This is a genomic window from Flexivirga oryzae, assembly GCF_014190805.1.
GTDB classification, from domain to species: Bacteria; Actinomycetota; Actinomycetes; order Actinomycetales; family Dermatophilaceae; genus Flexivirga; species Flexivirga oryzae.
The window spans coordinates 1,128,009-1,152,773 of record NZ_JACHVQ010000001.1; the positions used below are offsets into that span (position 1 = coordinate 1,128,009).

Sequence of the window (24,765 nt, forward strand, 5' to 3'; positions counted from 1 at the left end):
TCAGCGGCCCTCGAACCTCGGAGTACGCTTCTCGCCGAATGCGGCGACGCCCTCGGCGAAGTCGTGTGTCGAGCGCAGCAGGGAGTAGGACTTGCGCTCCAGCTCCACGCCGGTTGCCAACGGCGCGTCCACGCCGCGGTCCAGGACCTCCTTGGCGGTGCGCAGTGCGATCGGCGAATAACCCAGCAATGTCGACACCACCCGTTCGACCTCGTTCTCCAGCGCTGCGCGGTCCTCCGAAACACTCGCGAGCAGGCCCCAGTCCAACGCCTGCGCAGCTCGGATCCGTTCGGCGGTGAGAATGTGATACTTCGCGCGCGACAGCCCGATCAAGCGCGCAAGGCGCTGGGTGCCGCCGCTTCCTGGCATCATGCCGAGCCGCATCTCCGGAAGAGCGAACTGTGACCGGGTCGTGGCCAGTCGAATGTCGGTGGATAGCGCAAGCTCGAGTCCTACGCCGAAGCAGTAGCCGTCAACAGCCGTGATCACCGTTTTCGGCGATCGTGATGCTGCTGTCACATCGTGTCCGAGATCGGTCAGGTCGAACGGCGCGACCTCCATGAACCCAGCAATGTCACCGCCGGACGTGAAATGGTCTCCCTCTCCGCGAATCACCACGACAGCAACTTCGTCATCCTGATCGATTTCGGCGAAGCGCTCCGCCACTAGCGCGCGCATCGCCATCGTGACAATGTTGTAGCGGCCATGATCGAGACTCAGGTTCGCGACACGCCCGTCATGGCTTCGGGTCAATCGGACTTCTCCGCCTGTCAGTGGCATCACTTCTCGTTTCTGTTGGAGTTGATGGTGGGTGACAACAAGTTGTGTATGACGTTGCCGTGCAACGGCAACGCGGTGATCTCGACGTCATGTGCGCTGAGTGCGTCCTGCACTGCGTTCGCGACGGCGACCGGGAAGCTCATCGAGCTGCCCTCCCCGGATCCCTTGGCACCGAGCCGGGTCACCGGCGACGGAGTGATGATGCGGTGCCCGTCGAGCGGGAACATCGCTTCTGCGGAGGTCGGGACCAGATAATCCATGAATGTCGAGGTGGGCTGGCCAGCGTCCGTGTACGCCAGCTCCTCGTACAGCGCCCCGCCGAGACCGTGCGCAACTGCCCCGTGCACCTGCCCTTCGATCAGCAACGGGTTGAGAACCGTTCCGGCATCGTGAACGGCGGTGACCTTCTCGATTTCGATCTGGTAGGTGGCCGGATCGATCCGAACCTGCACGAGTTCGGCGACGAATCCATAGCAGAGCGACGAATTCACCTGGTCTGTGCGTGAAGGTGCCTTGGCCTCCGGGGGCGTAAATGCTGCCTCGGCATACAAACTGGCCTTGACTCCCGCGGGCAATGCGCCGGGATCCCAGTGAATGAGTCCTGCGGCGTGCCGGAACTTGACCGTTTTGTCCGGTTCATGGCGCACCCGTACCGTGCCTTCGTGCAGCTCCAGCTCCTCAGGATCAGCCGAGAGCAGCACACCGGCAGCCACCTTGATTGCGGCTGCGATCCGGTCGCACGCCTCCACGATCGCGGAGGTGAGGAGTGGTGAGAATCGCGAAGAGTAGCTTCCAGAGGTCACCGTCCACGGAGTTGTCGAAGTGTCCATGTCCACCTTGGCAACCACGGACTCCAGCGGCAGGCAGAGCTGGTCGGCGACGACTTGTCGGGCAACCGTTGCGTGACCTTGGCCTTGCGGGACGGTGCCCAGCAACACCGTGACCACGCCCAAGAGGTCGACGCTGATGCGCACATGTTCGGTCGAACCCGACTTGTCGCGTCCTGCCGCACGTTGGTCGCTCGGGGTCGCCAGGCCGACGTAACCGATGTTCGTCGCCGATGGCTCGACAACGACAGCAATGCCGCAGCCGACAAGCTCGCCGCGCTCGCGTGCCTGCGCCTGAGTCCGCCGCAGTTCACTGTATTGACTTGACTCTTTCAAGATGCGCAGCGCCTTCGCATAGTCGCCAGAGTCATAAATGCCACCCGTCGGAGTCGCATATGGGAACGCGTCCGACCCGATGAGATTGCGTTCACGCAGTTCGAACGGATCGATGCCGAGGGTGTCTGCCACTTTGTCCATCATGCGTTCAAGACCGAAATACAATTGCTGGCCCCCGAAACCTCGATTCAGTCCAGTCGGCGCCTTGTTCGTGACGACAGCACGCGAGCGCAATCGCACAGCATCGATCCGATAGGCACCGGTGAGGTTCCCGAAACAGCGGTAGAGCGTTGCCGGCTCAGGTGGCCGGAGGTAGGCACCGACGTTCTCCTTGAAGTCGATGTCGAGCGCTTGCACAACACCGTCGGCATCCACTGCGGCAGACATTCGCATGATCCGGTCGGAGCCGGCCGACGACGCGGTGAGGTGCTCTATCCGATCCTCGGTCCAGCGGACCGGACGACCCGCGTACTTGCTCGCCAACGCCATCAATGCGATGTAGGGATAGATGCCTGCTTTGATGCCGAAGCTTCCGCCGTTGTCCTGGGGCACGATCAGACGAAGCTGGGACGGTCCGACCCCCAGTGCCCCGGAGAGCACTGGCACCATCGAGAACGGCCCGTGGAAGTTGGAGTACGCCGTGATCTGTGGTCCAGAAACGTCTTGCTGCCAGTCGGCGATGACCGAATAGCATTCCATCGGGGTGGAGGAATAGCGCGGAAAACTGTAGGTGCCGGTGATGACGTGGTCTGCGTTATCGAATACTTCCTCGACGTCACCGAAGACAAATTCTCGATCACTGGCCACGTTGCTGTCGGCCGTGTCATGAAGCCGTGGCGCGTCCTGCGCCAATGCCTTCGTCGTGTCGACAACTGCGGGCAGTACATCGTATTGAACGCGAACCAGTTCGGCTGCATCTTCAGCCGTGTAGCGATCGGTCGCGACGACCACGGCGACCGGTTCACCGACAAAGCGCACCTTGTCGGTCCCCGTCGGGTAATACGGCATCGGGGCACGCAAGGACAGCGGAAAGGGCTTGAGCGTCCGGAGCACTTCGTCGGGCCCGATCACCGCGGCAACTCCGTCGTGCTGACGGGCTCGATCGAGATCGATATCGACGATGCGCGCATGCGGATGCGGACTGCGCACCACCGCCGCCACCAGGGTCCCCGGCAGTGGATCCAGATCGTCGAGGAAATGACCACGACCGGTCAGCAGAGCAGGATCCTCCACTCGAGCCAGTGGCTGCCCGACGAATCGGGCGCTGCTCGAGGTGTCCGGAGTCATACACATGACCTTATCATCTGATTCATACGATCTTTTTCATATGGTCTGTCATGGATGATGACGGTAATGTAGCGTCGTGTCTGTGTCAACGCCTCGCCTGTCGACGACGTCTTACGTTGTGCTTGGACTTATCGGACTTCGCGGACCGTCTACCTCGTACGACCTCAAACGCGCCATCGGACGGTCGGTGGGCTACTTCTGGCCGTTCCCACATGCACAGCTGTACTCCGAGCCACGTCGACTGGCTGACGTTGGACTACTGGATGTCGCGACCGAGGACGGTAGGCGACGTCGCCAGACCTTCTCGTTGACCGCTTCGGGCAAGCAGCGCTTGCAAGAGTGGCTCGCAGAGCCAGTCACCGACCCGATGCAAGTTCGCGACATCGCCGAGCTCAAGTTGTTCTTCGCGGAGCTGTCCACGGAACAAGACACACTCGAACTCGCGCAGGAGCAAATCAAACAGCACACGGAACGGATAGCGACCTATGACGCGATGCTCGTGAGATACGACGAAATCCCTGAGGTGCAGGCGCGACTCGTTCCCTTGCGACTCGGGCTCAGACTCGAGCACGCTGCGCTCGACTTCTGGACCGACTTCGTGGACAGCGCGATCGGAGCACACGAGTGAGCCAGGCCAGCACCTGCACGGTCCCTCACACAGCCGAGTTCGGGCATGGCACTCGCGCAGTGCTGATCCATTGCGACGCTGCGACTGGACTCGGTGCGTGGCGCGCACAGATGCCGCTGGCCGATCGATGGAGACTCGTGGTTCCCGACCGCCCCGGCTATGGTCGCAGCCCGTCCCCACGAGTCGACTTCGAGGCCGAGTCTGGTTGCTATATACCACTGCTCGGCAGCGGAGCGCACGTGGTTGGCCATTCCTACGGTGGCGTCGCAGCCATGTATCTGGCCGCGGCAGCTCCGGGTTTGATTCGGTCTTTGACGCTCGTCGAACCACCGGCGTTCGGCATCTCAGACTCGCCCGAGGTCGTGGCCACTCGCGACCAGCTCAAACAACTGTGGGCAGACCATAGCATTGACCGCTTCGACTTCTGGTCGCGATTCTGCGAACTCATTGGAGAGCCTCCGTGGCCACGCCGTCCGTTGCCTCCGCAGCTGGATGACGGGGTTCGTGCCCTGATGCACTCGCGAGGGCCGTGGGAGGCCCGGCCCGATTGGACGACCTTGCGCAGCGCGCAGTTTCCCAAGCTCGTCATCTCCGGTGGTCACCACGCCGGCTTTGAGGAAATCGCCGACACCATCGCCCGTCGCACCGTTGCCGAACGATGCACATTGCCGGGGCGACGCCATATGGTCCCTCAAGTCGGCAATCCGTTCAACGGTCTGGCCGAGGACTTCTGGCAACGCGCGGACAGCGCCCTGTCGAACAAGGGGTAAGCATGCGGTAGCGTCGGTTCACCATGCCGATATGTCCTGTGCATATGTCCACGCCCTGGCCGGACCTCGGCGTCCTTGAGTTGCTCGTCGCGGTTGCCGAGCACGGCAGCCTGTCGGCGGCTGTCCGTGCCGCGGGTATGGCGCAGCCGAACGCCAGCCGTTCCATCTCCCGCCTGGAGCGGCACCCCGGTGTCACCCTGCTGCACCGGTCCACGCGAGGATCGACCCTCACCGACTCCGGCGTGCGCGTGGAGGTGCACGTCTACAACACGCACGACGTGCTGGACAGCCTGCGGGAGGGCGGGTGCGATGTCGGCTTCATTGAGGGCCCGAGACCGCCGCGCGGAGTCAACCACCTGACGGTCGCGCACGACGAGATGGTGCTGGTCGCACCGCGCGATCACCCTGGACGCGGCGCCGCACCCCGGTGACTCCGGACGAGTTGCGCGACACCCCGCTCGTGACCCGCGAGGCCGGTTTGGGCACCCGGGTCGCTACTGACCGGTAACATCTGCGGGCATGACGTCCACGTACCGCCTCTATCAGCGCCTGACTGCCAAACCGCTCGGCCGCCAGCTCTTCGGCCTCGGTTTCATGTGGCGCGCTCCGTACTTCGCGACCGTGCAGCCGCAGATCCGCCAGATGGCGCCGAATCGCGGCGCGGTGCGCATCCGCAACTGGCGTGGCGTGCAGAACCACCTCGGCACGATCCACGCGATCGCGGTCGCCAACGGGATGGAGGCCGCGATGGGGCTGCTCGCCGAAGCGACCGTGAGGCGGGGGACGCGCTGGATCCCCAAGGGAATCGAGCTCGAATACCTCGCCAAGGTTCCGACCGCGGTGGAGTGCGTCGCGGAAACCGACCCGGAGGACTGGGAGCAGGAGACACCGCACGAGGTCCGGGTGCGGGTGAGCGGCCGGCTGGCCGACGGCACGGAAGTCGTCCGTGGCGTCATACCCCTATGGGTGACCGAGCGGCCGACCTCCTGAGCCTCCGGGCCGACCCGCGATGGTGACCAGATCGGCGGCCACCCCACGCAGGCGGCGCGGACCGGTCCAGACCGCCCGCAGGTCCCGCCGTATGCCGAGGGCCGTCGGCACCTCGCGGACGGTGCCCGCCGCCAGGGCCTCGGTGACGGCCAGCCGGCTGAGCACGGCCGGCGCTGTGCCCGACGCGACGCTCACCCGGACGGCGGCGTTGCTGGACAGCTCCAGGGCGGGCTGCGCGGGACCGCCGAGAGCGTCGTCGAGGGCGTTGCGGGTGCCGGAGCCGGCCTCGCGGGTCACCAGCGGTGTGCTGCGCAACTCGTCCGCGGTCACGGGTTGCCGACGGCGGACCCACTGGTGGCCCGGCGGCACCACCAGGATGAGCTCGTCGTGCGCTACCACGAGATGGTTGACGCCGCGGGGCGGCCGCGGCCCCTCGATGAAGCCGAGATCACAGCGTCCGTCCCGCAGTTCGTTGAGCACGTCGTGCGTGTTCCGGACGTGCACCTCGACGCGCAGGTCGGGCCGCACCGCACGCAACGCCCCCAGCCAGGCGGGCAGGAGGTGTTCGGCGACGGTCTGGCTCGCAGCGACGACGATCGACTCGGTCGTCCCGGACGCGAGTGACCTTGCGCCGTCGAGAAGTTCGTGCCCAGCATCGACCACAGCGCGGGCCCACTCGACCACCAGAAGCCCGGAGTCGGTCAGGGTGGAGCCGCGCGTCGAGCGGTGCAGCAGGGTGACACCCAGATGGCGTTCCAGGCGGGAGATGGAACGGCTGGCGTTCGGCTGCGCCATACCCGCGGCGCGGGCGCCGGCGGAGAGGCTGCCGTGATCCGCGACCGCGACGAGGAGTTCCAGTGCGGCCAGATCCGGCCAAGTCGTGGGCATATGCACAGGATATATCGTCATGGCGGAATGACGGCTACCGCGCCACTGCCCGTGCCCGGAAGATGTAGTCGTGGGAATTTCGACGCAGGTTGGCGACCAGGATTGCGGGTTCGCGGATGGAGTGCGCGCTCGGCGCAGCAGGGGCGGCGTAGCGAGACCTGGTCCGTCCGCGCTGCTGCCCGGGCTCGCCGTGGCGCTGCTGGTTGCTGCGGTCGCCACCGTGCTCGGTCATTTCGCTCCCGTGGTGGGTGGGCCTGTGTTCGGGATCGTGCTGGGCATCGTTGCAGGATCGTCGATCCCGGCCCTGCGGCACGACAGCCTCGCTCCGGGCGTCGGCTTTGCCGGCAAGACTGTGCTGCAGTTGTCCATCGTGGTTCTCGGCACCGGGCTCTCGCTCGCGAAGGTGGTCCAGGTCGGCGGTGGCTCGCTGCCGGTGATGCTCGGGACCTTCGCGGTCGCCTTGGGCGGTGCCTTCGTGCTCGGCCGGTTGCTCGGCATCAACGGCGAACTGTCGACCCTGATCGGCGTGGGAACGGGCATCTGCGGTGCGTCGGCGATCGCCGCCGCGACCGCGGTGATGCGCCCGAAACAGTCCAATGTGGCCTATGCGATCGGGACCATCTTCACCTTCAACATCCTTGCGGTGCTTCTCTTCCCGCCGATCGGTCACCTGCTGGGTATGACGGGTCACTCGTTCGGGCTGTGGAGCGGCACCGCGGTCAACGACACCTCGTCGGTCGTTGCGGCGGCATACAGCTTCGGGGACGGTGCAGGGCCCTACGCGATCGTGGTGAAGCTCACCAGATCGCTGATGATCATCCCCATCGTGATCGGTCTGGCGCTGCTCACCGCGCGCCGTGATGCGGCGCGGCAGGGCGAGCAGGTGCGGATCCCGTGGCGGAAGGTCGTGCCGGCGTTCCTGATCGGGTTCCTGATCGCGGCGGCGCTGAACTCGCTCGGCCTGATCCCGACGGGTTGGCACGACGGGCTGACCTTCGTGGGGACCTTCCTGATCACCGTCGCTCTGGCAGCGATAGGTCTGGGGATGCGACCGGCCCAGCTGCGACAGGCGGGCCACCGCCCGCTGCTGCTCGGCGCGTTGCTGTGGATCTGCGTCGCAACGGCCAGCCTCGGCCTGCAGGCGTTGACCGGAACCCTCTGAGCCGCCCTGCTCAGCTGCGGGTGCGAACGTCGGCCAACGAGGCCAGCATTCGTGCGTGTGACGACTCGTCGATCACCACACCCGCGCTACGCAGGTTCATGCTCATGGCGCCGGCCGTGCCGTCCGAGACCGCGTTGACCGGACCGGTCCAGCCGCTGCCGCGGAGCAATTCGGCGACGAGCGAGCGCAACCCGGGTTGATGGAACAGGACGCTGCCGCCGACGACGAGTGGCGCGCTCCGGTCCGCTGACGGGAGAGCGAGGACCGTGTCGGCGAGGCCCTCAGCGGCGGTCTGCACGATGTCCTCGGCCACCGCGTCGCTGTCCGCGAGGTCGAACGCGAGCGGCGCGAAGCGGGCGATGCCCGGTGTCGGGATGGCATAGAGGATCGACACCAGTTGGTCGAGCAACGCATCCTTGTCGTCGGTCCGGCCGCTGGCGACGCCGGCGGCCGACAGCAGCGCATCGGTAAGGGCGGTGCGGGGGCCCCGGTGGTCCAGATCCGCGGTCACGGCGCGCACGAGGTGGTGCGCGATCCAGTAGCCGGAGCCGGCATCACCGAGCAACCAGCCTCGTCCGTCGCTGCGGGCGGTGGTGGTGCCGTTCGTGACCACGATCGCGGCCGCGCCGGTGCCGGACACCAGGGCGGCTCCGTCGAGTGCAGCCGTTCCCGAGAAGAACATCGCCTCGATGTCGCTGCCGAGATGCAGTGGCACCGGCACGCCGAGGGCGCGCAGGCCGTCGTCGACCCCCGCCAGGCGGACCGTGGACCCGGCCATCGCGGCGAGCGCGTGGCCGACGTGCTTCGGCTGAGCCCCCGCGTGTTCCAGCGCTTCAGCGGTCGTGGAACGCATTGTGGCGGAGGCGGTTTCCACCCCCGAGGCGGTCGGGTTGCCGCCGCTTCCGACGGCATAGCCGAGGCAGGTGCCGGTCGCGTCGTGCACGACGGCGCGGGTGGATGTGCCACCGGCGTCGAGAGTGAGGAAGAGGTCCATGGGTCCATTCAATCGGTCATCCGTGCGGTGGTGCCGCTTCGGGTCGCGGCTCGCGCACCTAGCATGGTCCGGTGCCTTCCGCCCTGCCCGATGGTGAGCCCGTCCCCGCCGATGGTGCGCTCCCGCAGCCTGCATTGAACGGACTGGCGGATCGCGACCTCGGGGTGTACCTCCATGTGCCGTTCTGCCGGGTCCGTTGTGGCTACTGCGATTTCAACACCTACACCGCAACCGAGCTGGGTGGGCACGGTGCGGGGGTCGGGACCTACGCAGACGCCGCACTCGCCGAACTGGACCTGGCCCAGCGGGTGCTGGGGGAGCGAGCGCCCGCGGTGAGCACGATCTTCATCGGAGGCGGCACCCCGACGATGCTTGCCGCGCGGGATCTGGGCCGTATGGTGTCCGGGGTTTCGTCCCGCTTCGGCCTGCAGCCCGACGCCGAGGTGACAACAGAGGCCAACCCGGACACGGTCGACGGCGCCGTCGCAGAAGCTCTTGCGTCCGGTGGTTTCACCCGGGTCAGCCTGGGCATGCAGTCGGCGGTCCCGCACGTGCTCTCGACGCTGGAGCGCACCCATGACCCGGCGAGCGTGGTGCGCGCAGCGCGTGCGGTGCAGGCAGCGGGTCTTCAGGTGAGTCTCGACCTCATCTACGGCACACCGGGTGAGAGTCTGGACGACTGGCGACGCAGCATCGACGCTGCGCTTGCGTTGGAGCCGGACCACCTCAGCGCCTATGCGCTCGTCGTCGAGGAGGGCACCAAGTTGGCTGCCCAGGTGCGGCGCGGGCAGGTGCGGATGCCGGACGACGATGACGAGGCGAGCAAGTACGAATACGCCGATCGGGCGCTGTCGGACGCCGGGTTGGAGTGGTACGAGATCAGCAACTGGGCGCTCTGCCCGGATGCCCGGTGCCGGCACAACGAGCTCTACTGGCGCGGTGACAACTGGTGGGGCATCGGGCCGGGTGCGCACAGTCACGTCGGGGGAGTGCGGTGGTGGAACGTCAAACACCCTGCGCCATATGCAGATCGAGTGCTGGCGGGCGGCTCGCCGGGCGCTGGGCGCGAGCTGCTCACCGCGGATCAGGCGTATGACGAGCAGGTGTTGCTCGGCATACGCCTGACGGACGGACTGCCTCTCGTCGTGCTGGATGATCGTGGCCGTGATGCGGTTGCGGCGCTGATCGCGGACGGCCTGCTCGACGGCGCCGCGGCGGTGCGGCGTGATGACGCCGTGGCGCGGCTGACGCTGCGTGGCAGGTTGCTCGCCGACACGGTGGTGCGGCGACTGCTCGGCTACTGATCGATCGGTGGCAGCTGCGTCGGCAGACCGAGTGCGGTGAAGTGCTCGACACCCAGGAATGACGTGAGGCCCGAGACTCGGGTGTCGCGCAGGGTCAGGACGGTGATGGCCCACGCCCCATGGGCCGGCGCGCCCTCCGGTCGTAGGTAACACGCAACTGCGGGCTGCGCGTTGACACTTGTCGGCAGGGTCCGCCAACTGCCGCAACTGCCCATCGGCACCTGCGCCGCGAAATCGCCGACTGCCGCCAGCCCGGCATACCAGTGGGGCATCGGAGGCATCGCCCACGTAACGTCCTCGGTCACCAGATCCACGAGCGCGTCGGTGTCACGGCGCTCGAGCGCCGTCGTGAAGCGTTCGACGACCGCGTGCAACTGTCGATCGCCGATGCTGCGCGCGGTCGCCTGTTGCGATTGCTGGGGCACGCGCAGCGCGACCGTCGCGCGGGCTCGCTGCAGGGCGCTGTTGACCGATGCCGTCGTGGTGCGCATCATCGTCGCGATCTGGTCGGCCGGGAAGCCGAGCACTTCGAACAGCAGCAGTGCGGCACGCTGGTTTCCCGGTAGGTGCTGCAACGCCGCGACGAAGGCAAGCTCCACCGCTTCTCGTTGTTCGTAGCGTGCTGCGGGCGAGGCGAAGCCTCCTGGATCGTCTCCGACATACGGGCCGAGCCAGGTGATGTCGTCGCTCGGTGCGTCGTCGACGACCGCCCGGGCACTGGACGGTCCGAGATCGATCGGCAGCGCCCGTCGACCACGGGCGCGAGCGAGGTCGATGCACGATCGCGTGACCACGGTGTAGAGCCAGGTACGCAGCGTGCTGCGTCCCTCGAAGTCGCCGAGTCCCCGCCACACCTTCACCAGCGCGTCCTGCAGCGCGTCGTCGGCGTCGTGCGAGGATGCGAGCATCCGGTAGGAGTGCGCATGCAGTTCGGGAAGCAACGGTCGTACGAGACGGTCGTATGCCGCGTGGTCGCCCCCGCGGGCGAGTGCCAGGTCGTTGTCCACGCCCGGGGTCGGCACGGCGGAGGGTACCTGGGAAGAAATGTTGCTCACACCCGATGAGTATGCCGCGAATGCGGCGTCTCACCCATGTCGGAACATGAGCGATCGGGACATGAGCCCGTAGAAGGAGCCGAACGAATGAACATGATTGTCGAGGCCGGTACGGGCGTCGAGAAGGCCACGCTGCTGGCCTACCTGCGCGAACAGCGTGCGGCGGTGCTCGCCATCGTCGAGGGATTGGACGAGGCAGCGCTCCGGGCGTCGGTGGTGCCGTCGGGGTGGACACCGATCGGGCTGATCTGGCACCTCGGTGGCGCCGAGATGTATTGGTTCCAGATCGTGCTGGCCGACCGGGTGCCCGATGACGACGAGCACGAGGACGAGCCGGATGAGGAGGCACCGGCAGAGGGATTCCGCACGGACGACCCGATCGAGGAGGTGCTGGAGGCATACCGGGCACAATGTCGTGCGTCGGACGAGGTGCTTGCCTCGGCGTCACTGGATGCGGCGCCGCGTGGCCCGGTCGCTCCGGGGCACGAGGAGCTCGGGACCAGCGTGCGAACCATCGTGCTGCACATGATCGAGGAGACTGCCCGGCACGCCGGGCATCTGGACATCGCGCGTGAACTTCTCGACGGGCGCACCGGACTCGGCCCGCGCTAGGACGATGGGGTCAGTGGACAGGAGAGGACGACATGACTGACGAGAGCCTGAAGGCAACCTGCCTGGCGGCGTTGCAGGAGGCACGCAACCACGTGCTCGAGGCGGTCGACGGACTGGAAGCGGCAGACCTGCATCGGGCCGTGCTGCCCAGCGGGTGGAACATGCTGGGCCTCGTACAGCACCTCACGATCGACGTGGAGCGCCTGTGGTTCAACGCCGTGGCGGCAGGAGACTCAGCCGCGATCGCGCACTTCGACCGCCCGTCGAACGCCTGGCGCGTCCCGACGGATGCTCCGCCGGACCTCGTGCTCACGGCCTATCGCCACGAGTGCGCGAAGGCGGACCGTGTCCTTGCCGACACAGAGTTCGACGCGCCTCCCGCATGGTGGCCGGCGGACCTGTTCGGCGACTGGAGGCTCGCGACGGTCGGTGAGGCGGTGATGCACGTGATCGTCGAAACAGCTTCGCACGCAGGGCATCTGGATGCTGCACGCGAGCTCATTGACGGACACCAGTGGTTGGTCCTGGACTGATCCCGGGTTGAGACTCCGGTGGTGTCAGACCTGCAGGTCGAGGCCGAAGTCGTGACAGCGGACGCTGTGGGTGAGCGCGCCGATCGAGATCGCGTCGGCGCCGGCGCGCGCCAGGTCCTGCACGGTCTCCTCGTTCACGCCGCCGGACACCTCGGCGATCAGCGGCGCCGGGTGGCGGCGGATGCGGGCGACACACGTCGCGACCTCCCACGCCTCCATGTTGTCCAGCAGCACCGCGTGCACGACCGGCGCCTGCCCGTCGGCGACGCGCTGCGCGTCGAAGGCCAACAGAGTTTCCAGTTGCGCGGTCGTGTCGACCTCCACCTCGACGCGCACCAGGTGGCCGGAGCCGGCCGCGAGGCGCTCGAGGACCGGCACGAGACCACCACCCAGCCCGATGTGGTTGTCCTTGACCAGGATCGCGTCATACAGCCCGAAACGGTGGTTGGTGCCGCCGCCGTCGAGGACGGCCTGCTTCTCCAGCTCGCGCAGTCCCGGTGTCGTCTTGCGGGTGTCGACGATGCGGGCGTTGGTGCCGTCCACCAGGTCGACGAAAACGCTGGTGCGAGAAGCGATACCGGTCAGATGACCCAGCAAATTGAGTGCCGTGCGCTCTGCGGTGAGCACCGATCGGGCCGAGCCGGAGACCGTCGCGACGAGGTCGCCGGGCGCCAGCTTGTCACCGGCGGCCTTCGCCCAGGCCAGCTGCAGGTCCGGGTCGACGGCCATGAAGGTCGCGGTCGCCGCGTCGACTCCGGAGAGCACACCGGTCTGACGGCTGACGATGTATGCCGTTCCCGCTGCGTCGTCCGGCACGGTGAGGCGGGAGGTGATGTCGCCGCCGAGGCCGAGGTCCTCCTCGAGCGCGGTCCGGACGACGCGGTCGAGGCCGGGACGGTTCATACTCGTGCTCCTTGCATTTCGACGGAGTCGGTGCGGCGGTGCGCGCCGACGCTGTGCGGGTGCGCGAGGGCGGACCGGGCGATCAGCCACGCGACATACGCTACGTCGTCGCCGGTGTGGGGCTGGAGGGCATCGACCGCGGCCTGCAGTGTCGGGCCGTCCCGGAGCACACCGCAGGACGCGCCGAGCAGGTCGCGCACCTCCTGCACCGGGATCGGTTCGGCGTCGCCGCGGGGGAGCACGGTTGCTCGGTCGGTGGCGGAGAGCCGGACGTCCCAGCCAGTGCGCCATGCACTGCTGTCGCGAGCAGCGGCACGGCCGGTCACGACGGCCTCGAGCAGTGAGTTGGACGCCAGACGGTTGGCACCGTGCAGGCCGGTGCGGGAGACCTCGCCGATCGCCCACAACCCGGTCACGGACGTGCGGCTGCGCCCGTCGACGGTGACACCGCCCATCGAGTAGTGCAGTGCCGGGCGCACCGGCAGCAGATCGTTCGCCAGGTCGAGGCCGGACGCCGCAGCCAGCTCCGCAACGGCCGGGAATCTTGTTGTCACGTCGGGGATTCCACGGGCATCGAGTCGCACGGCGAAACCGTGCGTCAGCTGCTCCCACACGGCGGCCGCGACGACGTCCCGGGGCTGCAACTCGTCGGTGAAGCGTTCGCCGTCGGCGAGCAGCACGGCACCGGCGCCCCGGAGGGCTTCGGTGAGGAGCGGCATCGGGTCGCGCGGCACGTCCAACCCGGTCGGGTGGAACTGCACGAGGTGCAGGTCGTCGGTGCGTGCTCCCGCGCGGGCCGCCAGTGCCACACCCTGCCCGAGCGCGGTCCGCGGGTTGGTGGTGTGCGGCCACAGGCCGCCGAGACCGCCGGTCGCCAGCACGACCCGGTCGGTGTCGATCGTCTCCTCGGTGCCGTCGGCGCGGCGCACCACGACGCCACTCACCGCGCCGCTGTCATCGGTGAGCAGCTTTGTCACCGTGTGGTTCTCGCGCAGTTCGATGTCCGCCGCCGCCAGGACGGCTGCCGCCATACTGGCAGTGATCGTGGCACCGCTGTGATCGCCTGCGTGCGCCACGCGGGGTCGGCTGTGGCCGCCTTCGAGCGCGAGGTCGAGCGAACCGTCGGACGCCCGGTCGAACGGTACGTCCAGGTCCGCGAGCACCTGGACGATCTCGGGCGCCTCGCCGGTGATGCGGTCGATGACCGGCCGGTCACCCGCGAAAGCCCCCGCACGCCAGGTGTCTTCGGCATGTGACGCGGTCGAGTCGTCCGGTGAGACGGCCGCCGCGATGCCGCCTTGTGCCCACATGCTGGCGGCGCCCTCTGTCAAGGTTCCCGCGGTCACCAGCACCACCGGGGTGGTCGCGGCCCACGCGCAGGTCAGGCCGGCGAGCCCGGACCCGACGACGACGATCGGCTTCTCGCTCATCTCAGTTCACCTGCAACATTCGCTCGATGGCGCGCCGGGCGGGCTCGGCGACCGCCGGGTCCACATCGATCTCGGGGCCACCGGTTTCCAACGCAGCCCGTATGGCGCCCAACGTGTTTCGCTTCATGTGCGGGCACAGGTTGCACGGCCGCACGAATTCCAGGTCCGGGTGCTGCGCGGCGATGTTGTCGCTCATCGAGCACTCGGTGATCAGCGCGACGCTGGCGGGGCGCTCGGTCTCGACATACCGCTGCATGTCGGCGGTCGAACCGGCGAAGTCCGCCTCGGCGACCACCTCCGGCGGGCACTCGGGGTGCGCCAGCACGGTGACGCCGGGATGCCCCTCGCGGATCTGCACGATGTCCAGCGGGGTGAACCGCTCGTGCACCTCGCAGGCGCCGGGGTGGGTGACGACCTCGACACCGGTCAGTGCGGAGATGTTCCTCGCGAGGTACTGGTCGGGGATCATGATGACCTTGTCGACGCCGAGCGAGGTGATGATCTTCACGGCGTTGCCCGAGGTGCAGCAGATGTCGCTCGCGGCCTTCACCGCGGCCGAGGTGTTGACGTAGGTGACGACCGGTGCGCCGGGGTGGTCCCTGCGCAGTTGCGCGATGTCCTCGGGGGTGATGCTCTCGGCGAGCGAGCAGCCGGAGCGCAGGTCCGGCAACAGCACCCGCTTGCTCGGGTTCAGCAGCTTCGCGGTCTCCGCCATGAAGTGCACGCCGGCGAGCACGATGGTGCCGGCGTCGACGTGCTGCGCCTCGCGGGCCAGCGCGAGCGAGTCGCCCTTGATGTCGGAGACACCGTGGAACACCTCAGGGGTCATGTAGTTGTGCGCCAGGATGACCGCGTCCTGCTCCCGCTTGAGGCGCTGGATCGCCTCGATGTCGTCGGCATACATCGCCCACTCGATCTCGGGGATGACGTGCCGGACCGCCTCGTAGGCCGCGGCGTGGTCGTACTGCAGCTCGCTGATGCTCACCATCGACTCCCAACTCGAAATACTCGCGATGAGTAAATGCTGAGACTGAGCATAACAGACGGCGTGCATAGGTCTCCCCAGGGGCGAGCAGTGTGCGGTGCGGACCGGATTTCCGTGCATAGGTCTCCCCAGTGGGGACTCCGGTGCGGGTATGGCGGTCCCAGCCGTGCGTAGGTCTCCCCAGGGGCGAGCAGTGTGCGGCGCGGGCCGGATTCCCGCGCATACGTCGCCCCAGTGGGGGCTCCGGTGCGGGTATGGCGGTCCCAGCCGTGCGTAGGTCTCCCCAGGGGCGACTCCGGTACGGGTATGGCGGCCCCGGGCGCGCGTAGGTCTCCCTTGGGGGGACGCGTGTACGGCGCCGCGCCACCCGACGCGCCACGCCACGCGACGCGTCCCGCGTCCCGCGCCCCCCGCCACCCGACGCCCGCGGGAGAGCTCAGCGGGGGAGCGGGAGTTTGGTGCCGGCCTGAGCGCGTTCCTCGCGCACGGATCCGCGGAAGCGGTAGAGCCGGGCCGGTCGGCCACCGGTCTCGTGCGAGACCTCACCGGTCGGTTCCACCAACTCGTGCTGAACCTCGACGGCGCGGCGGAAGTTCTGCTTGTGCACGTGCTGCCCGGCGATGGCCTCGACGGTCTCCTGCAGCGCGAGCAGGGTGAAGGTCTCCGCCATCAGCTCGAAGACCACGGGCCGATACTGCAGTTTGGCCCGGATCCGCGACAGCCCGGTCGCCAGGATGCGACGGTGGTCGTGCGTCATCGGCCCGGCAGTGAGCGCGGAAATCCTTTCCGCAGTGGGTGATTCGGCAACGAGTCCGGACTCCCACAGCAGCTCGTAGCGCTGCAGGGCGAATTCCGGATGCCACGGTTTTCCGTCATACCCGAAGAGGAAGCGGCACCGGTCGAGCCGCTCGCCGGACCCGTCCGACCACCGTCGCAGGGCACGCTCGATCTCTTCGCCGAGCCGGTCGGACCCGGCATCGCTCAAGTGCCGGCGGTCCTCCCACGGCAGCAGGTCGTAGAGCGCGGACCAGTCGGTCGGTCGGACGCTGCCGGAGATGGAAGCCCGGGTGAGGCCGAGATAGGAGATCGACACGACGCGGCGGTCGTCGGTGGATCGACCCAGGTCGGCGAACGTGTAGAGCTGCTCGACATACCCGAGATCGAACCCGCTTCTCTCGCGCGCGAATTCGCGTACGCCGGCCTGCAAGGACTCTTCGTTCGCGCGCAGCGGACCGGAGGGCAACGCGGGCGGCTCGCCGCCGGCCAGCACCCAGGGCCGTCCGGCGTCGACAGCCAGCACGACCGCGACGAGCTCGGCCTCGATCTTCATGCTCCCGGTCGGGCCGCGGTCGGCGTTCACGGGACGGCCGTCACGAAGTCGATGAGTTCCTCGACACGTCCGAGCAGCTCGGGCTGCAGGTCGGCGTAGCTGCGGACCGTGCCGAGGATCCGCTTCCACCCGGTCGCGACGTCGGCCTGCGTGTCGTGCGGCCAGCCGAGCTCGGCGAGGATGCCGTGCTTCCACGACGTCCCGCGGGGTATGACGGGCCACTTCTCCCAGCCCAGCCGTTCGGGGCGGATCGACTGCCACACGTCGACGTAGGGGTGACCGAGGACCAGCACGTCCTGGCGTGCCTGCGGGATGGCCAGCGCTTCGGCGACGATCCGCGCCTCCTTCGTGCCGGGCACCAGATGGTCGACGAGCACCCCCAGCCGCCGCTCCGGGGTCGGTGCGAAGTCGCGGATCACCGCGGCCAGGTCGTCGACACCGTGCAGCGGCTCCACGACGACACCTTCGACCCGCAGGTCGGCGCCCCACACCTTCTCGACCAGTTCGGCGTCGTGCTTGCCCTCGACGAAGATCCGCGACCCGCGGGCGACACGCGCGGGTGCGTCCGCGACGGCGCGGGATCCGCTCGCGGTGCGTGATGCGGCGTCACGGGCGGCCTGCAGCGCGGTGGCATCGGCGGCGGGCACCGGCGCGATCAGCTCGACAGGGCTGCCGTCGATGAGGAAACCCGGCCCCATCGGGAATCCGCGCCTGCGTCCGTGCCGGTCCTCCAGGTGCACGACCCGCATCCCGCCGGATTTCTCGACCGACACGACCGCGCCGCACCAGCCGGTCTGCACGTCCTCCACCACCAGGCCGATCTCGGCGGGTACCTGTTGGGAGCGGCCGCGCGGCGGCTTGCGCCAGTCACCGGCCAGGACGTCGGCGCCATATCTATCGGTCACGTCGGGAAGACTAGTCATCGATTCGGTCGCGTTGCGGGAGGCAAGTAGACTTGGCACTCGGGAGTACTGAGTGCCAGCGGCGACGGAGAGCGACGAGGAGGTTGGAGGTGGCCATGAGCGACGAGCGCAAGCTGCAGGTGCTGCGCGCGATCGTGCAGGACTACGTGTCGACCTCCGAGCCGGTCGGCTCCAAGGCGCTGCTCGAACGCCACCAGCTCGGGGTGAGCGCCGCGACCGTCCGCAACGACATGGCGGCCCTGGAGGACGAGGGCCTGATCGCCGCTCCCCACACGTCGGCCGGCCGGATCCCCACCGACGCCGGTTACCGGCTGTATGTCGACAAGCTCAGCCAGATCAAGCCGCTGTCGAAGGCCGAGCGCAAGGCCATCGAGCAGTTCCTGGTCCGCTCGGTCGACCTCGACGACGTGCTGTCACGCACGGTCCGGCTGCTGTCCTCGCTGACCGGTCAGGCCGCGGTCGTCCAGTACCCGTCGCTCAACACCGCCACCGTGCGCCACGTGGAGCTGGTGCCGCGTGCGGCCGACCGGCTGACGCTGGTCGTCATACTCTCGACCGGCCAGGTGGAGCAGCGGGTCATCGAGCTCGGCCGCTCCCTCACCGAGCAGGAGATCGACGAGCTCATCAATGACCTGCGTGCAGGGCTCAACGACCGCACCGCCGGGCTGCGGCGCTCGCCGGCCTCGCACGCCCTGCTGAGGTGGGCCGACGAGCTCTCGGAGCCTACGCAGGAGGCCGGCAGCGTGGTCGCCACCGCTGTCGCGGGCGTGCTCGCAGAGGAACGCGAGGACCGGGTCCTGCTCGGTGGTACCGCCAACCTGGTGCGCTCCAGCGGCGACTTCGCGCTGTCGCTCGGGCCGTTGCTGGACGCGCTGGAGGAACACATGGTGCTGCTCCGGTTGTTGAGCCACGAGGTGGGTGAGGCGGCCACGGACGGAGTCGCGGTGCGGATCGGCACCGAGAACGCCATCCGGGGCCTGACCGGCACCTCGGTCGTGACCACGGCATACGACGCGGACAGCCTGGCCAGCCTGGGTGTGCTCGGTCCGACCCGGATGGACTACCCCTCGACCATGGCGGCGGTGCGTGCGGTGGCACGCTACGTCGCCGACATCATCGACAACTGAAACCCTGGCAGCTCGAAGGAGCTTCGTGAACGACTACTACGGCGATCTGGGCGTCGCGCAGAGCGCGAGCCCGGAAGAAATCAAGCGCGCCTACCGCAAGCTGGCGCGCAAACTGCACCCGGACGTCAACCCCTCCGAGGAGGCGTCCGAGCAGTTCAAGAAGATCGCGCAGGCGTATGACGTGCTCGGCGACGCCGAGAAGCGGCGGGCCTACGACATGGGCAGCGACCCGTATGCGTCTGCGGGCGCCGGTGGCGGTTACGGCCAGGGCTTCTCGTTCTCCGACATCATGGACGCGTTCTTCGGCGGCGCCGGTGCGGCGCAGGCCGGCCCGCGTTCGCGGATGCAGCGGGGCCAGGACGCCCTCATCGCTGTCGAACTGGAACTCGCCACAGCCGTTTTCGGTGGTGCGGAGGAGCTGACGTTCGACACCGCGGTGACCTGCTCGGTCTGCCACGGCGAGGGGGCGCGGCCCGGCACCGGCAAACACACCTGTCACATCTGCCACGGCAGCGGCCAGGTGCAGGAGGTGCAGCGATCCTTCCTCGGACAGGTGATGACCACGCGCCCGTGCCAGGCGTGCCGGGGGTATGGCGAGGTCATCGACGACCCGTGCTTCAACTGCTCCGGTGAGGGACGGATCCGGGACCGCCGCACCATCACGGTGAAGGTGCCGGCCGGTGTCGACACCGGAACCCGGATCCAGCTCACCGGGGAGGGCGAGGTCGGCCCCGGCGGTGGCCCCGCCGGCGACCTCTACGTCGAGGTGCGGGTCCGCAAGCACGCGACGTTCGAGCGCCGCGGTGACGACCTGCACTGCTCGGTCGAGTTGCCGATGACCGCTGCGGCGCTGGGCACGTCGCTGCCGCTGGAGACCTTCGACGGCACCAGGGACGTGGAGATCCCGCAAGGGACCCAGCCGGGTGACGTGATCACGTTGCGCGGTCTGGGCGTCACACATCTGCGCACCCAGGTCCGTGGCGACCTGCTGGTGCACGCCAACGTCCGCGTGCCGACCCGGCTCGACCCGCAGCAGGAGGAACTGTTGCGGCAACTGGCGAAGGAGCGTGGCGAGGAGCGTCCCGAGGCACGGTTCGGCCGTGTCGAGAAGGGTCTGTTCGGCAAGCTGCGCGACGCGTTCCAGGCCAAGTAGCCTCCCGCCGTGACCGCGCGCCTGTTCTTCGCCGCCGCGGGCGACCTGGACGGGGTGCCGGTCGGCGGCACCGTCAGCGTGACCGGGGACGAGGCCCGGCACGCCGTCGTGGTGAACCGGCTCGGCGTCGGCGAATCCGTGCAGGTCGCCGACGGCTCCGGCCGCGTCGCCGAGGGCGAGATCGTCGCGGCGCAGCGTGACGCGATGACTGTCCGAGTCGCGTCGATCCACGAGCCCGAGGTGCCGACGACGCGGTTCGTGCTGATGCAGGCGCTGGCCAAGGGCGGCCGGGACGAGCAGGCGGTCGAGGCGGCGACGGAGCTCGGGGTCGACGGCGTCATCCCGTGGCAGGCGGACCGCAGCATCGTGCAGTGGCGCGGCGACAAGGCCGCCAAGGCGCTGCGCAAGTGGCACTCGCTCGCCCTCGCCGCGAGCAAGCAGTCCCGGCGTGCCACGGTCCCCGTCGTGGAGCAACTCCTCACCAGCCGCTCCGCCGCCGCCCGGTTGTCGGCCGCGGCCGCGGTCGTGGTCCTGCACGAGGACGCGGAGACCCCGATCGGCGAATTCGACGTACCTGCAGGGGAAGTCGTCATCGTCGTCGGCCCGGAGGGTGGCATCACCCCGGACGAGATTGCTGCGTTCCAGGGTGCCGGCGCAGCCGTCATACACCTGGGCCCGACGGTGCTGCGCGCTTCCAATGCCGGCCCCACCGCCCTCGCCATACTCCTCGCCCGCGCCCGCTGGCACTGATCGACCGCTTCTCACCGACAGGCCCACCTACGGCCGACGGGCTCAGAACGGGGCCGGATTTCGGGGTGCGTAGGTGAGCCTGTCGGTGAGTTTCTGGGCCTGTCGGTGAGTGGGTGTCGCCGGGTCAGCCGGCGAGCTGGGCGCGGATGGCCGGGGCGAGTCGGGCGAAACCGTCGACGCCCGCCTGGGTGACCGCGAGTTCGCGGGCTCGCGGCCCGGGGCGCACCCAGTCCCGGTCGCGGGCCGCCTGCAGGATCGCCGCACCGAGCGCACCGGACAGGTGGTGCTGCTGCTCGGTCCAGTCCAGGCAGAACCGCAGTGTCGGGCGGGAGAGGCTCTCGACATACGCCAGATCCACGCCCCACGAAGGCAGTACGGCGCCGGCGCGCGGACCCAGCTCGAAATGGCCGCGGCCGAGCTGCGCCGACAGCGCCTCGCCGGCACGGCGCCGCGTGTCGGCGACGGCATCCAGCGGCGCCAGCACACCGGAGTCGATCAGCGCGTTCATGATCGCGACGCCGAGCCGCCCGGCGAGATGGTCGTAGCAGGTGCGTGCCGCGCGCAGCCGCTGCTGCCGTGTGCCCGCGCGCAGTGACGTCACGGGCGGCAGCGGGGTCAGCGCGACCATCGCCTCGAACGCCGCCGCCACCTGCTCATCCGCCAGGTAGTAGAAGCGGTGCCGGCCGCTGACCTCCACCCGCACGATGCCGGCGTCGAGCATCTTGCGCAGGTGGCCGCTCGCGGTGGCCGCGCTGACCCCCGCCTCGGTGGCCAGGCGGGACGCCGGCAGCCGTCGCCCGTCGAGCAGCGCGCCCACCATCCGGGCCCGCGCCCGGTCGGCGAAGAGCGTTGCGACGTCGCTGACCTCACGCAGCCCGGTGCTTGTCGTCATACCCCCCATTGTGGGCACGGGACGATTCGGCGCGCACCGAAGTTTCGGCGCAACAGGCTGGCAGGTATGACGACAACCCGCCTCACCCCGCCCAGCAGCGACACGAAGCGCGGCAGCCTGGTGATCCTGTGCGCCGCGATGTTCCTCGTGCTGCTCGATGTCTCGATCGTCAACGTCGCGCTGCCGAGCATCGCCTCCGGCCTGGGTGGCGGCACCGCGGGTGCGCAGGCGGTCGTCGACAGCTACACCGTCCCGCTTGCAGCGCTGCTGCTGACGGCGGGAGCGGCGGCGGACCGCTGGGGTGCACGTCGCGCCTTCGCAGCAGGGCTGCTCGCCTTCGGCGCCGGCTCGATCTGCTGCACGCTGGCGCCGAATCTCGTTGCCCTCATTGCAGGTCGGGTGGTGCAGGGCGTCGGCGCGGCCGCCATGCTGCCGGCCAGCCTGGCGCTGATCAGCGCCATCTGGACCGACCCGGCCGAGCGTGCCCGCGCGATCGCGATCTGGTCGGGGGTGTCCGGCTCTGCGGTCGCGGTCGGGCCGCTGATCGGCGGCGCGCTGATCGGGGTGGGCGGCTGGCGGCTGATCTTCCTGGTCAACCTGCCGGTGGTGGTTGCGGCCACCGCCGGTGCGCGCCTGCTGCCGGCGGGTGCGACGCAGGACCGGCGGATCGACTGGCTCGGCGCGGCGTCCTCGACGGTGTGCCTCGGTTGCGTGATCGGCGCGGTGATCGAGCTGGGGCGTGCCGGGGTCTCCGGTGCCGGTGCGGCGCTCGCGACGTGCGCCGTCCTCGCGGCTGTGGTCTTCGTCGTCGGCCAGCTGCGGTCGGCGACGCCGATGGTCCCGCGCGAGCTGTGGCGCAACGGGGCACTGCTGCGTTCGTGCGGCGGCTCGTTCGGGATGAACCTCGTCGGGAACGGCTCGTTGCTTGTGGTGGCCTTCCTCTTCCAGCTGGTCCAGGGCCGGGACGCGTTCGCGGCCGGGCTGGCGACCATCCCGATGTTCGCTCCGCTCACCCTCGTGCCGCTGCTCGGCCGGCGGTGGATGGTGCGGGTCCGTCCGGCCCGGCTGGTCCGCGTCGGTTTCGCGCTCGGTGCCGTCGGTGAGCTCGCGCTCGCCGCCGCGGTATGGCGCAGCCCGCACACCGTGGTCGCGATGCTGCCAGGAATGCTGCTCGCCGGCGGTGCGCTCGGCCTGCTGGTGACGCCGCTGGTGGCAACGGCCGTCGCCGCCGCACCGGCGCACAGCGGACTCGTCGGTGGCCTGAACAACGCCGCCCGGCAGACCGGCACATCGGTCGGGGTCGCGCTGTTCGGCACCGTGGCCGGGGCTGCGGACGCGCCGGGCGCCACGACCCGGATGGCCTGGTGCTTCGTGCTCGGCGCGACGATCTGGTGCGCCTCCGGCGTGCTGGCCGGGCGGGTCGGCGGCCGCTGGCGCCATACACCACGGGCCGGAAACGATTCGAGCCTGTCGTCCGACGCCCGTAGAATGGAGTCACGATGACAAGTGATGATCATGATCTCCAGCCCGGAGCACTCACCAGGTCGGCCGACGAGGGCGCCACCGGTGTGAGCGTCCCGGGCGATCTGCAGGCCCAGCACACCGTCGAGATCCCGCCGGACGTGGCGATGGTGACCCTCCTCGGGCCGCGCGACGAGCTGCTGCGGACCATGGAGCGGGCCTTCCCGAGGCTGTCGATCCACGTGCGCGGCAACGTCTTCCACCTGGCCGGGCCACCCGCCGACATGGCGCTGGTCGAGGAGCTGATCGACGAGCTGCTGACCGTGCTCGACGCCGGCCAACCGCTCAACCGCGACGCGGTCGAGCGCTCGATCGGCATGCTGCGCTCCCGCACCCGTGAGCGGCCCGCCGACGTGCTCACCATGAACATCGTGAGCAGTCGCGGCCGCACCATCCGGCCCAAGACGCTGGGCCAGAAGGAATACGTCGACGCGATCGACAAGCACACCGTCGTCTTCGGCATCGGTCCGGCGGGCACCGGCAAGACCTACCTGGCGATGGCCAAGGCCGTGGCGGCGTTGCAGGCCAAGCAGATCAACCGGATCATCCTGACCCGGCCCGCGGTCGAGGCGGGGGAGCGGCTCGGCTTCCTGCCAGGCACGCTCAACGACAAGATCGACCCCTACCTGCGGCCGCTGTACGACGCGCTGCACGACATGGTCGACCCCGACTCGATCCCGCGGCTGATGGCGGCCGGCACCATCGAGGTGGCGCCGCTGGCGTTCATGCGCGGGCGCACCCTGAACTCCTCCTTCATCATCCTCGACGAGGCCCAGAACACCTCGGCCGAGCAGATGAAGATGTTCCTCACCCGCCTCGGGTTCGGCTCCAAGATGGTGGTGACCGGCGACGTCACCCAGGTCGACCTGCCCGGCGGCACCCAGTCGGGGCTGCGCGTGGTGCAGGACATCCTGACCGACATCGACGACATCCACTTCTCCCGGCTCACCGCCCAGGACGTGGTGCGTCACCGGCTGGTCAGCGAGATCGTCGAGGCGTATGACGAATTCGACGCCCGCACCCGCTCCGGCCGGCCGACCGGCGTCGTGCGCGCCGAGTCCGCGGGCAAGAGGCGGGATCGATAGATGAGCATCGACCTGCTCAACGAGACGGATTTCGAGGTCGACCTGCCGGAGCTGCACGAGTGCGCGGTGCACGTGCTGCGCGAGCTGAACGTGCACCCGGAGGTCGAGCTCTACATCGGCATCATCGACGAGTCCGCGATGGAGCTGCTGCACAAGCAGTGGATGGACCTGCCCGGTCCGACCGACGTGATGAGCTTCCCGATGGATGAGCTGCGCCCGGGCAAGGACGGCGACGAACCGGTCGAGGGCGTGCTGGGCGACATCGTGCTGTGCCCGACGGTTGCCGCCAAGCAGGCGGCCGACGCGGGTCACACCACCGCCGAGGAGTTGTTGCTGCTGACCGTGCACGGGTTGCTGCACCTGCTCGGGTTCGACCACGCGGAGCCGGAGGAGCGCCGGGAGATGTTCTCGCTGCAGCGCACCTTGCTGCTGACCTTCCTGGCCGGTCGCGAGCGGCAGGGTGAGGACGTGCGCATCATTCCGCCGACCGGCGAGTGACG

General features: G+C 68.8%; 26 protein-coding genes. 14 read left to right on the top strand and 12 right to left on the bottom strand.

What is annotated here, in order from left to right:
• Both FHU39_RS05125 and FHU39_RS05130 read right to left on the bottom strand, forming a co-directional pair.
• A complete protein-coding gene (locus tag FHU39_RS05125) occupies window positions 1-780 on the bottom strand; it encodes an enoyl-CoA hydratase/isomerase family protein (protein WP_183319359.1) in 780 nt (259 codons plus the stop codon).
• Window positions 780-3,230, bottom strand: a complete 2,451-nt coding sequence (locus tag FHU39_RS05130) for a xanthine dehydrogenase family protein molybdopterin-binding subunit (RefSeq protein ID WP_183319360.1) — start codon at window positions 3,228-3,230, stop codon at window positions 780-782. Before FHU39_RS05130 ends, FHU39_RS05125 begins: the two co-directional genes overlap by 1 nt.
• Before the next feature lie 118 nt (window positions 3,231-3,348).
• On the opposite strand from FHU39_RS05130, the gene FHU39_RS05135 reads away from it, so the two are divergent.
• The 4 genes from FHU39_RS05135 (at window position 3,349) to FHU39_RS05150 (ending at window position 5,618) form a co-directional block, all read left to right on the top strand.
• Entirely contained in the window at window positions 3,349-3,858 is a 510-nt protein-coding gene (locus tag FHU39_RS05135) for a PadR family transcriptional regulator (RefSeq protein ID WP_343065862.1), read from the top strand.
• A 59-nt stretch (window positions 3,859-3,917) separates the two neighbouring features.
• Entirely contained in the window at window positions 3,918-4,628 is a 711-nt protein-coding gene (locus tag FHU39_RS05140) for an alpha/beta fold hydrolase (RefSeq protein WP_343065863.1), read from the top strand.
• A 44-nt stretch (window positions 4,629-4,672) separates the two neighbouring features.
• The gene (locus tag FHU39_RS05145; RefSeq protein ID WP_221185142.1) at window positions 4,673-5,059 is read left to right on the top strand and encodes a LysR family transcriptional regulator; all 387 of its coding nucleotides are present in this window, start codon (window positions 4,673-4,675) and stop codon (window positions 5,057-5,059) included.
• Between the two features lie 88 nt (window positions 5,060-5,147).
• Window positions 5,148-5,618 carry a hotdog fold domain-containing protein gene (locus FHU39_RS05150; RefSeq protein WP_183319363.1) on the top strand — a complete coding sequence of 157 codons (471 nt, stop codon included), beginning with the start codon at window positions 5,148-5,150 and terminating at the stop codon, window positions 5,616-5,618.
• Here the strand turns inward: FHU39_RS05150 and FHU39_RS05155 are convergent.
• Both FHU39_RS05155 and FHU39_RS05160 read right to left on the bottom strand, forming a co-directional pair.
• Window positions 5,589-6,506, bottom strand: a complete 918-nt coding sequence (locus tag FHU39_RS05155; RefSeq protein ID WP_183319364.1) for a LysR family transcriptional regulator — start codon at window positions 6,504-6,506, stop codon at window positions 5,589-5,591. The genes FHU39_RS05150 and FHU39_RS05155 overlap by 30 nt on opposite strands.
• Before the next feature lie 34 nt (window positions 6,507-6,540).
• Complete coding sequence (locus FHU39_RS05160; RefSeq protein WP_183321051.1) at window positions 6,541-6,738, bottom strand: hypothetical protein; 198 nt, start codon at window positions 6,736-6,738, stop codon at window positions 6,541-6,543.
• On the opposite strand from FHU39_RS05160, the gene FHU39_RS05165 reads away from it, so the two are divergent.
• Window positions 6,697-7,668, top strand: coding sequence for a YeiH family protein (locus FHU39_RS05165; RefSeq protein ID WP_343065864.1), 972 nt, complete (start codon window positions 6,697-6,699; stop codon window positions 7,666-7,668). The genes FHU39_RS05160 and FHU39_RS05165 overlap by 42 nt on opposite strands.
• A 10-nt stretch (window positions 7,669-7,678) precedes the next feature.
• Here the strand turns inward: FHU39_RS05165 and FHU39_RS05170 are convergent, their stop codons facing one another.
• Window positions 7,679-8,662, bottom strand: a complete 984-nt coding sequence (locus FHU39_RS05170; RefSeq protein WP_183319365.1) for an N-acetylglucosamine kinase — start codon at window positions 8,660-8,662, stop codon at window positions 7,679-7,681.
• Between the two features lie 71 nt (window positions 8,663-8,733).
• Here FHU39_RS05170 and hemW point away from each other — a divergent pair, with 71 nt between their 5' ends.
• Complete coding sequence (hemW, locus tag FHU39_RS05175) at window positions 8,734-9,966, top strand: radical SAM family heme chaperone HemW (RefSeq protein ID WP_183319366.1); 1,233 nt, start codon at window positions 8,734-8,736, stop codon at window positions 9,964-9,966.
• Here hemW and FHU39_RS05180 read toward each other — a convergent pair.
• Window positions 9,960-11,021 (bottom strand): RNA polymerase subunit sigma-70, encoded by a 1,062-nt coding sequence (locus tag FHU39_RS05180; protein WP_183319367.1) that lies wholly within the window; start codon window positions 11,019-11,021, stop codon window positions 9,960-9,962. The two genes, hemW and FHU39_RS05180, sit on opposite strands and share 7 nt — an antisense overlap.
• Window positions 11,022-11,108: 87 nt before the next feature.
• Between FHU39_RS05180 and FHU39_RS05185 the strand changes: the two genes are divergently transcribed.
• Window positions 11,109-11,633 carry a DinB family protein gene (locus FHU39_RS05185; RefSeq protein ID WP_183319368.1) on the top strand — a complete coding sequence of 175 codons (525 nt, stop codon included), beginning with the start codon at window positions 11,109-11,111 and terminating at the stop codon, window positions 11,631-11,633.
• Between the two features lie 32 nt (window positions 11,634-11,665).
• Window positions 11,666-12,166: a mycothiol transferase gene (locus FHU39_RS05190; RefSeq protein ID WP_183319369.1), complete on the top strand. Its 501-nt coding sequence runs from the start codon at window positions 11,666-11,668 to the stop codon at window positions 12,164-12,166.
• 24 nt (window positions 12,167-12,190) lie between these two features.
• Here FHU39_RS05190 and nadC read toward each other — a convergent pair whose 3' ends face one another.
• The 5 genes from nadC to FHU39_RS05215 form a co-directional block, all read right to left on the bottom strand.
• A complete protein-coding gene (gene nadC / locus FHU39_RS05195) occupies window positions 12,191-13,069 on the bottom strand; it encodes a carboxylating nicotinate-nucleotide diphosphorylase (RefSeq protein WP_183319370.1) in 879 nt (292 codons plus the stop codon).
• Window positions 13,066-14,499, bottom strand: coding sequence for an L-aspartate oxidase (locus tag FHU39_RS05200; RefSeq protein WP_183319371.1), 1,434 nt, complete (start codon window positions 14,497-14,499; stop codon window positions 13,066-13,068). Before FHU39_RS05200 ends, nadC begins: the two co-directional genes overlap by 4 nt.
• 1 nt (window position 14,500) lies before the next feature.
• Entirely contained in the window at window positions 14,501-15,484 is a 984-nt protein-coding gene (nadA, locus tag FHU39_RS05205; protein WP_343065742.1) for a quinolinate synthase NadA, read from the bottom strand.
• 436 nt (window positions 15,485-15,920) lie between these two features.
• Complete coding sequence (locus FHU39_RS05210; protein ID WP_343065743.1) at window positions 15,921-16,844, bottom strand: NUDIX hydrolase; 924 nt, start codon at window positions 16,842-16,844, stop codon at window positions 15,921-15,923.
• Complete coding sequence (locus FHU39_RS05215) at window positions 16,841-17,719, bottom strand: DUF3097 domain-containing protein (protein WP_343065744.1); 879 nt, start codon at window positions 17,717-17,719, stop codon at window positions 16,841-16,843. Before FHU39_RS05215 ends, FHU39_RS05210 begins: the two co-directional genes overlap by 4 nt.
• A gap of 113 nt (window positions 17,720-17,832) precedes the next feature.
• Here FHU39_RS05215 and hrcA point away from each other — a divergent pair, with 113 nt between their 5' ends.
• From hrcA to FHU39_RS05230, 3 genes are read left to right on the top strand one after another with little or no spacing between them, the layout of a single operon-like run.
• Window positions 17,833-18,864 carry a heat-inducible transcriptional repressor HrcA gene (gene hrcA / locus FHU39_RS05220; RefSeq protein ID WP_183319374.1) on the top strand — a complete coding sequence of 344 codons (1,032 nt, stop codon included), beginning with the start codon at window positions 17,833-17,835 and terminating at the stop codon, window positions 18,862-18,864.
• 25 nt (window positions 18,865-18,889) lie between these two features.
• A complete protein-coding gene (gene dnaJ / locus FHU39_RS05225; RefSeq protein ID WP_183319375.1) occupies window positions 18,890-20,017 on the top strand; it encodes a molecular chaperone DnaJ in 1,128 nt (375 codons plus the stop codon).
• 9 nt (window positions 20,018-20,026) lie between these two features.
• Entirely contained in the window at window positions 20,027-20,767 is a 741-nt protein-coding gene (locus tag FHU39_RS05230) for a 16S rRNA (uracil(1498)-N(3))-methyltransferase (protein ID WP_183319376.1), read from the top strand.
• Window positions 20,768-20,891: 124 nt separating this feature from the next.
• On the opposite strand, the gene FHU39_RS05235 is transcribed toward FHU39_RS05230, so the two are convergent.
• A complete protein-coding gene (locus FHU39_RS05235) occupies window positions 20,892-21,659 on the bottom strand; it encodes an ArsR/SmtB family transcription factor (protein ID WP_183319377.1) in 768 nt (255 codons plus the stop codon).
• 66 nt (window positions 21,660-21,725) lie between these two features.
• On the opposite strand from FHU39_RS05235, the gene FHU39_RS05240 reads away from it, so the two are divergent.
• Genes FHU39_RS05240 through ybeY form a run of 3 tightly spaced genes read left to right on the top strand, consistent with a single transcriptional unit; the run spans window position 21,726 to window position 24,763 of the window.
• The gene (locus FHU39_RS05240) at window positions 21,726-23,162 is read left to right on the top strand and encodes an MFS transporter (protein ID WP_183319378.1); all 1,437 of its coding nucleotides are present in this window, start codon (window positions 21,726-21,728) and stop codon (window positions 23,160-23,162) included.
• Window positions 23,159-24,265, top strand: coding sequence for a PhoH family protein (locus FHU39_RS05245; RefSeq protein ID WP_183319379.1), 1,107 nt, complete (start codon window positions 23,159-23,161; stop codon window positions 24,263-24,265). Before FHU39_RS05240 ends, FHU39_RS05245 begins: the two co-directional genes overlap by 4 nt.
• Window positions 24,266-24,763, top strand: coding sequence for an rRNA maturation RNase YbeY (ybeY, locus tag FHU39_RS05250; protein ID WP_183319380.1), 498 nt, complete (start codon window positions 24,266-24,268; stop codon window positions 24,761-24,763).
• Window positions 24,764-24,765 lie beyond the last annotated feature (2 nt).

Excerpts from the sequence above, each read along its gene's own strand:
- FHU39_RS05235 (WP_183319377.1), bottom strand. The coding sequence starts at position 21,659 with ATGACGACAAGCACCGGGCTGCGTGAGGTCAGCGACGTCGCAACGCTC.
- FHU39_RS05150 (WP_183319363.1), top strand. The coding sequence starts at position 5,148 with ATGACGTCCACGTACCGCCTCTATCAGCGCCTGACTGCCAAACCGCTC.
- FHU39_RS05145 (WP_221185142.1), top strand. The coding sequence starts at position 4,673 with ATGTCCACGCCCTGGCCGGACCTCGGCGTCCTTGAGTTGCTCGTCGCG.
- FHU39_RS05170 (WP_183319365.1), bottom strand. The coding sequence starts at position 8,662 with ATGGACCTCTTCCTCACTCTCGACGCCGGTGGCACATCCACCCGCGCC.
- FHU39_RS05200 (WP_183319371.1), bottom strand. The coding sequence starts at position 14,499 with ATGAGCGAGAAGCCGATCGTCGTCGTCGGGTCCGGGCTCGCCGGCCTG.
- hrcA (WP_183319374.1), top strand. The coding sequence starts at position 17,833 with ATGAGCGACGAGCGCAAGCTGCAGGTGCTGCGCGCGATCGTGCAGGAC.
- FHU39_RS05245 (WP_183319379.1), top strand. The coding sequence starts at position 23,159 with ATGACAAGTGATGATCATGATCTCCAGCCCGGAGCACTCACCAGGTCG.
- FHU39_RS05125 (WP_183319359.1), bottom strand. The coding sequence starts at position 780 with ATGCCACTGACAGGCGGAGAAGTCCGATTGACCCGAAGCCATGACGGG.
- FHU39_RS05240 (WP_183319378.1), top strand. The coding sequence starts at position 21,726 with ATGACGACAACCCGCCTCACCCCGCCCAGCAGCGACACGAAGCGCGGC.
- FHU39_RS05185 (WP_183319368.1), top strand. The coding sequence starts at position 11,109 with ATGAACATGATTGTCGAGGCCGGTACGGGCGTCGAGAAGGCCACGCTG.
- ybeY (WP_183319380.1), top strand. The coding sequence starts at position 24,266 with ATGAGCATCGACCTGCTCAACGAGACGGATTTCGAGGTCGACCTGCCG.
- FHU39_RS05155 (WP_183319364.1), bottom strand. The coding sequence starts at position 6,506 with ATGCCCACGACTTGGCCGGATCTGGCCGCACTGGAACTCCTCGTCGCG.
- FHU39_RS05130 (WP_183319360.1), bottom strand. The coding sequence starts at position 3,230 with ATGACTCCGGACACCTCGAGCAGCGCCCGATTCGTCGGGCAGCCACTG.
- FHU39_RS05160 (WP_183321051.1), bottom strand. The coding sequence starts at position 6,738 with ATGACCGAGCACGGTGGCGACCGCAGCAACCAGCAGCGCCACGGCGAG.
- nadC (WP_183319370.1), bottom strand. The coding sequence starts at position 13,069 with ATGAACCGTCCCGGCCTCGACCGCGTCGTCCGGACCGCGCTCGAGGAG.
- FHU39_RS05190 (WP_183319369.1), top strand. The coding sequence starts at position 11,666 with ATGACTGACGAGAGCCTGAAGGCAACCTGCCTGGCGGCGTTGCAGGAG.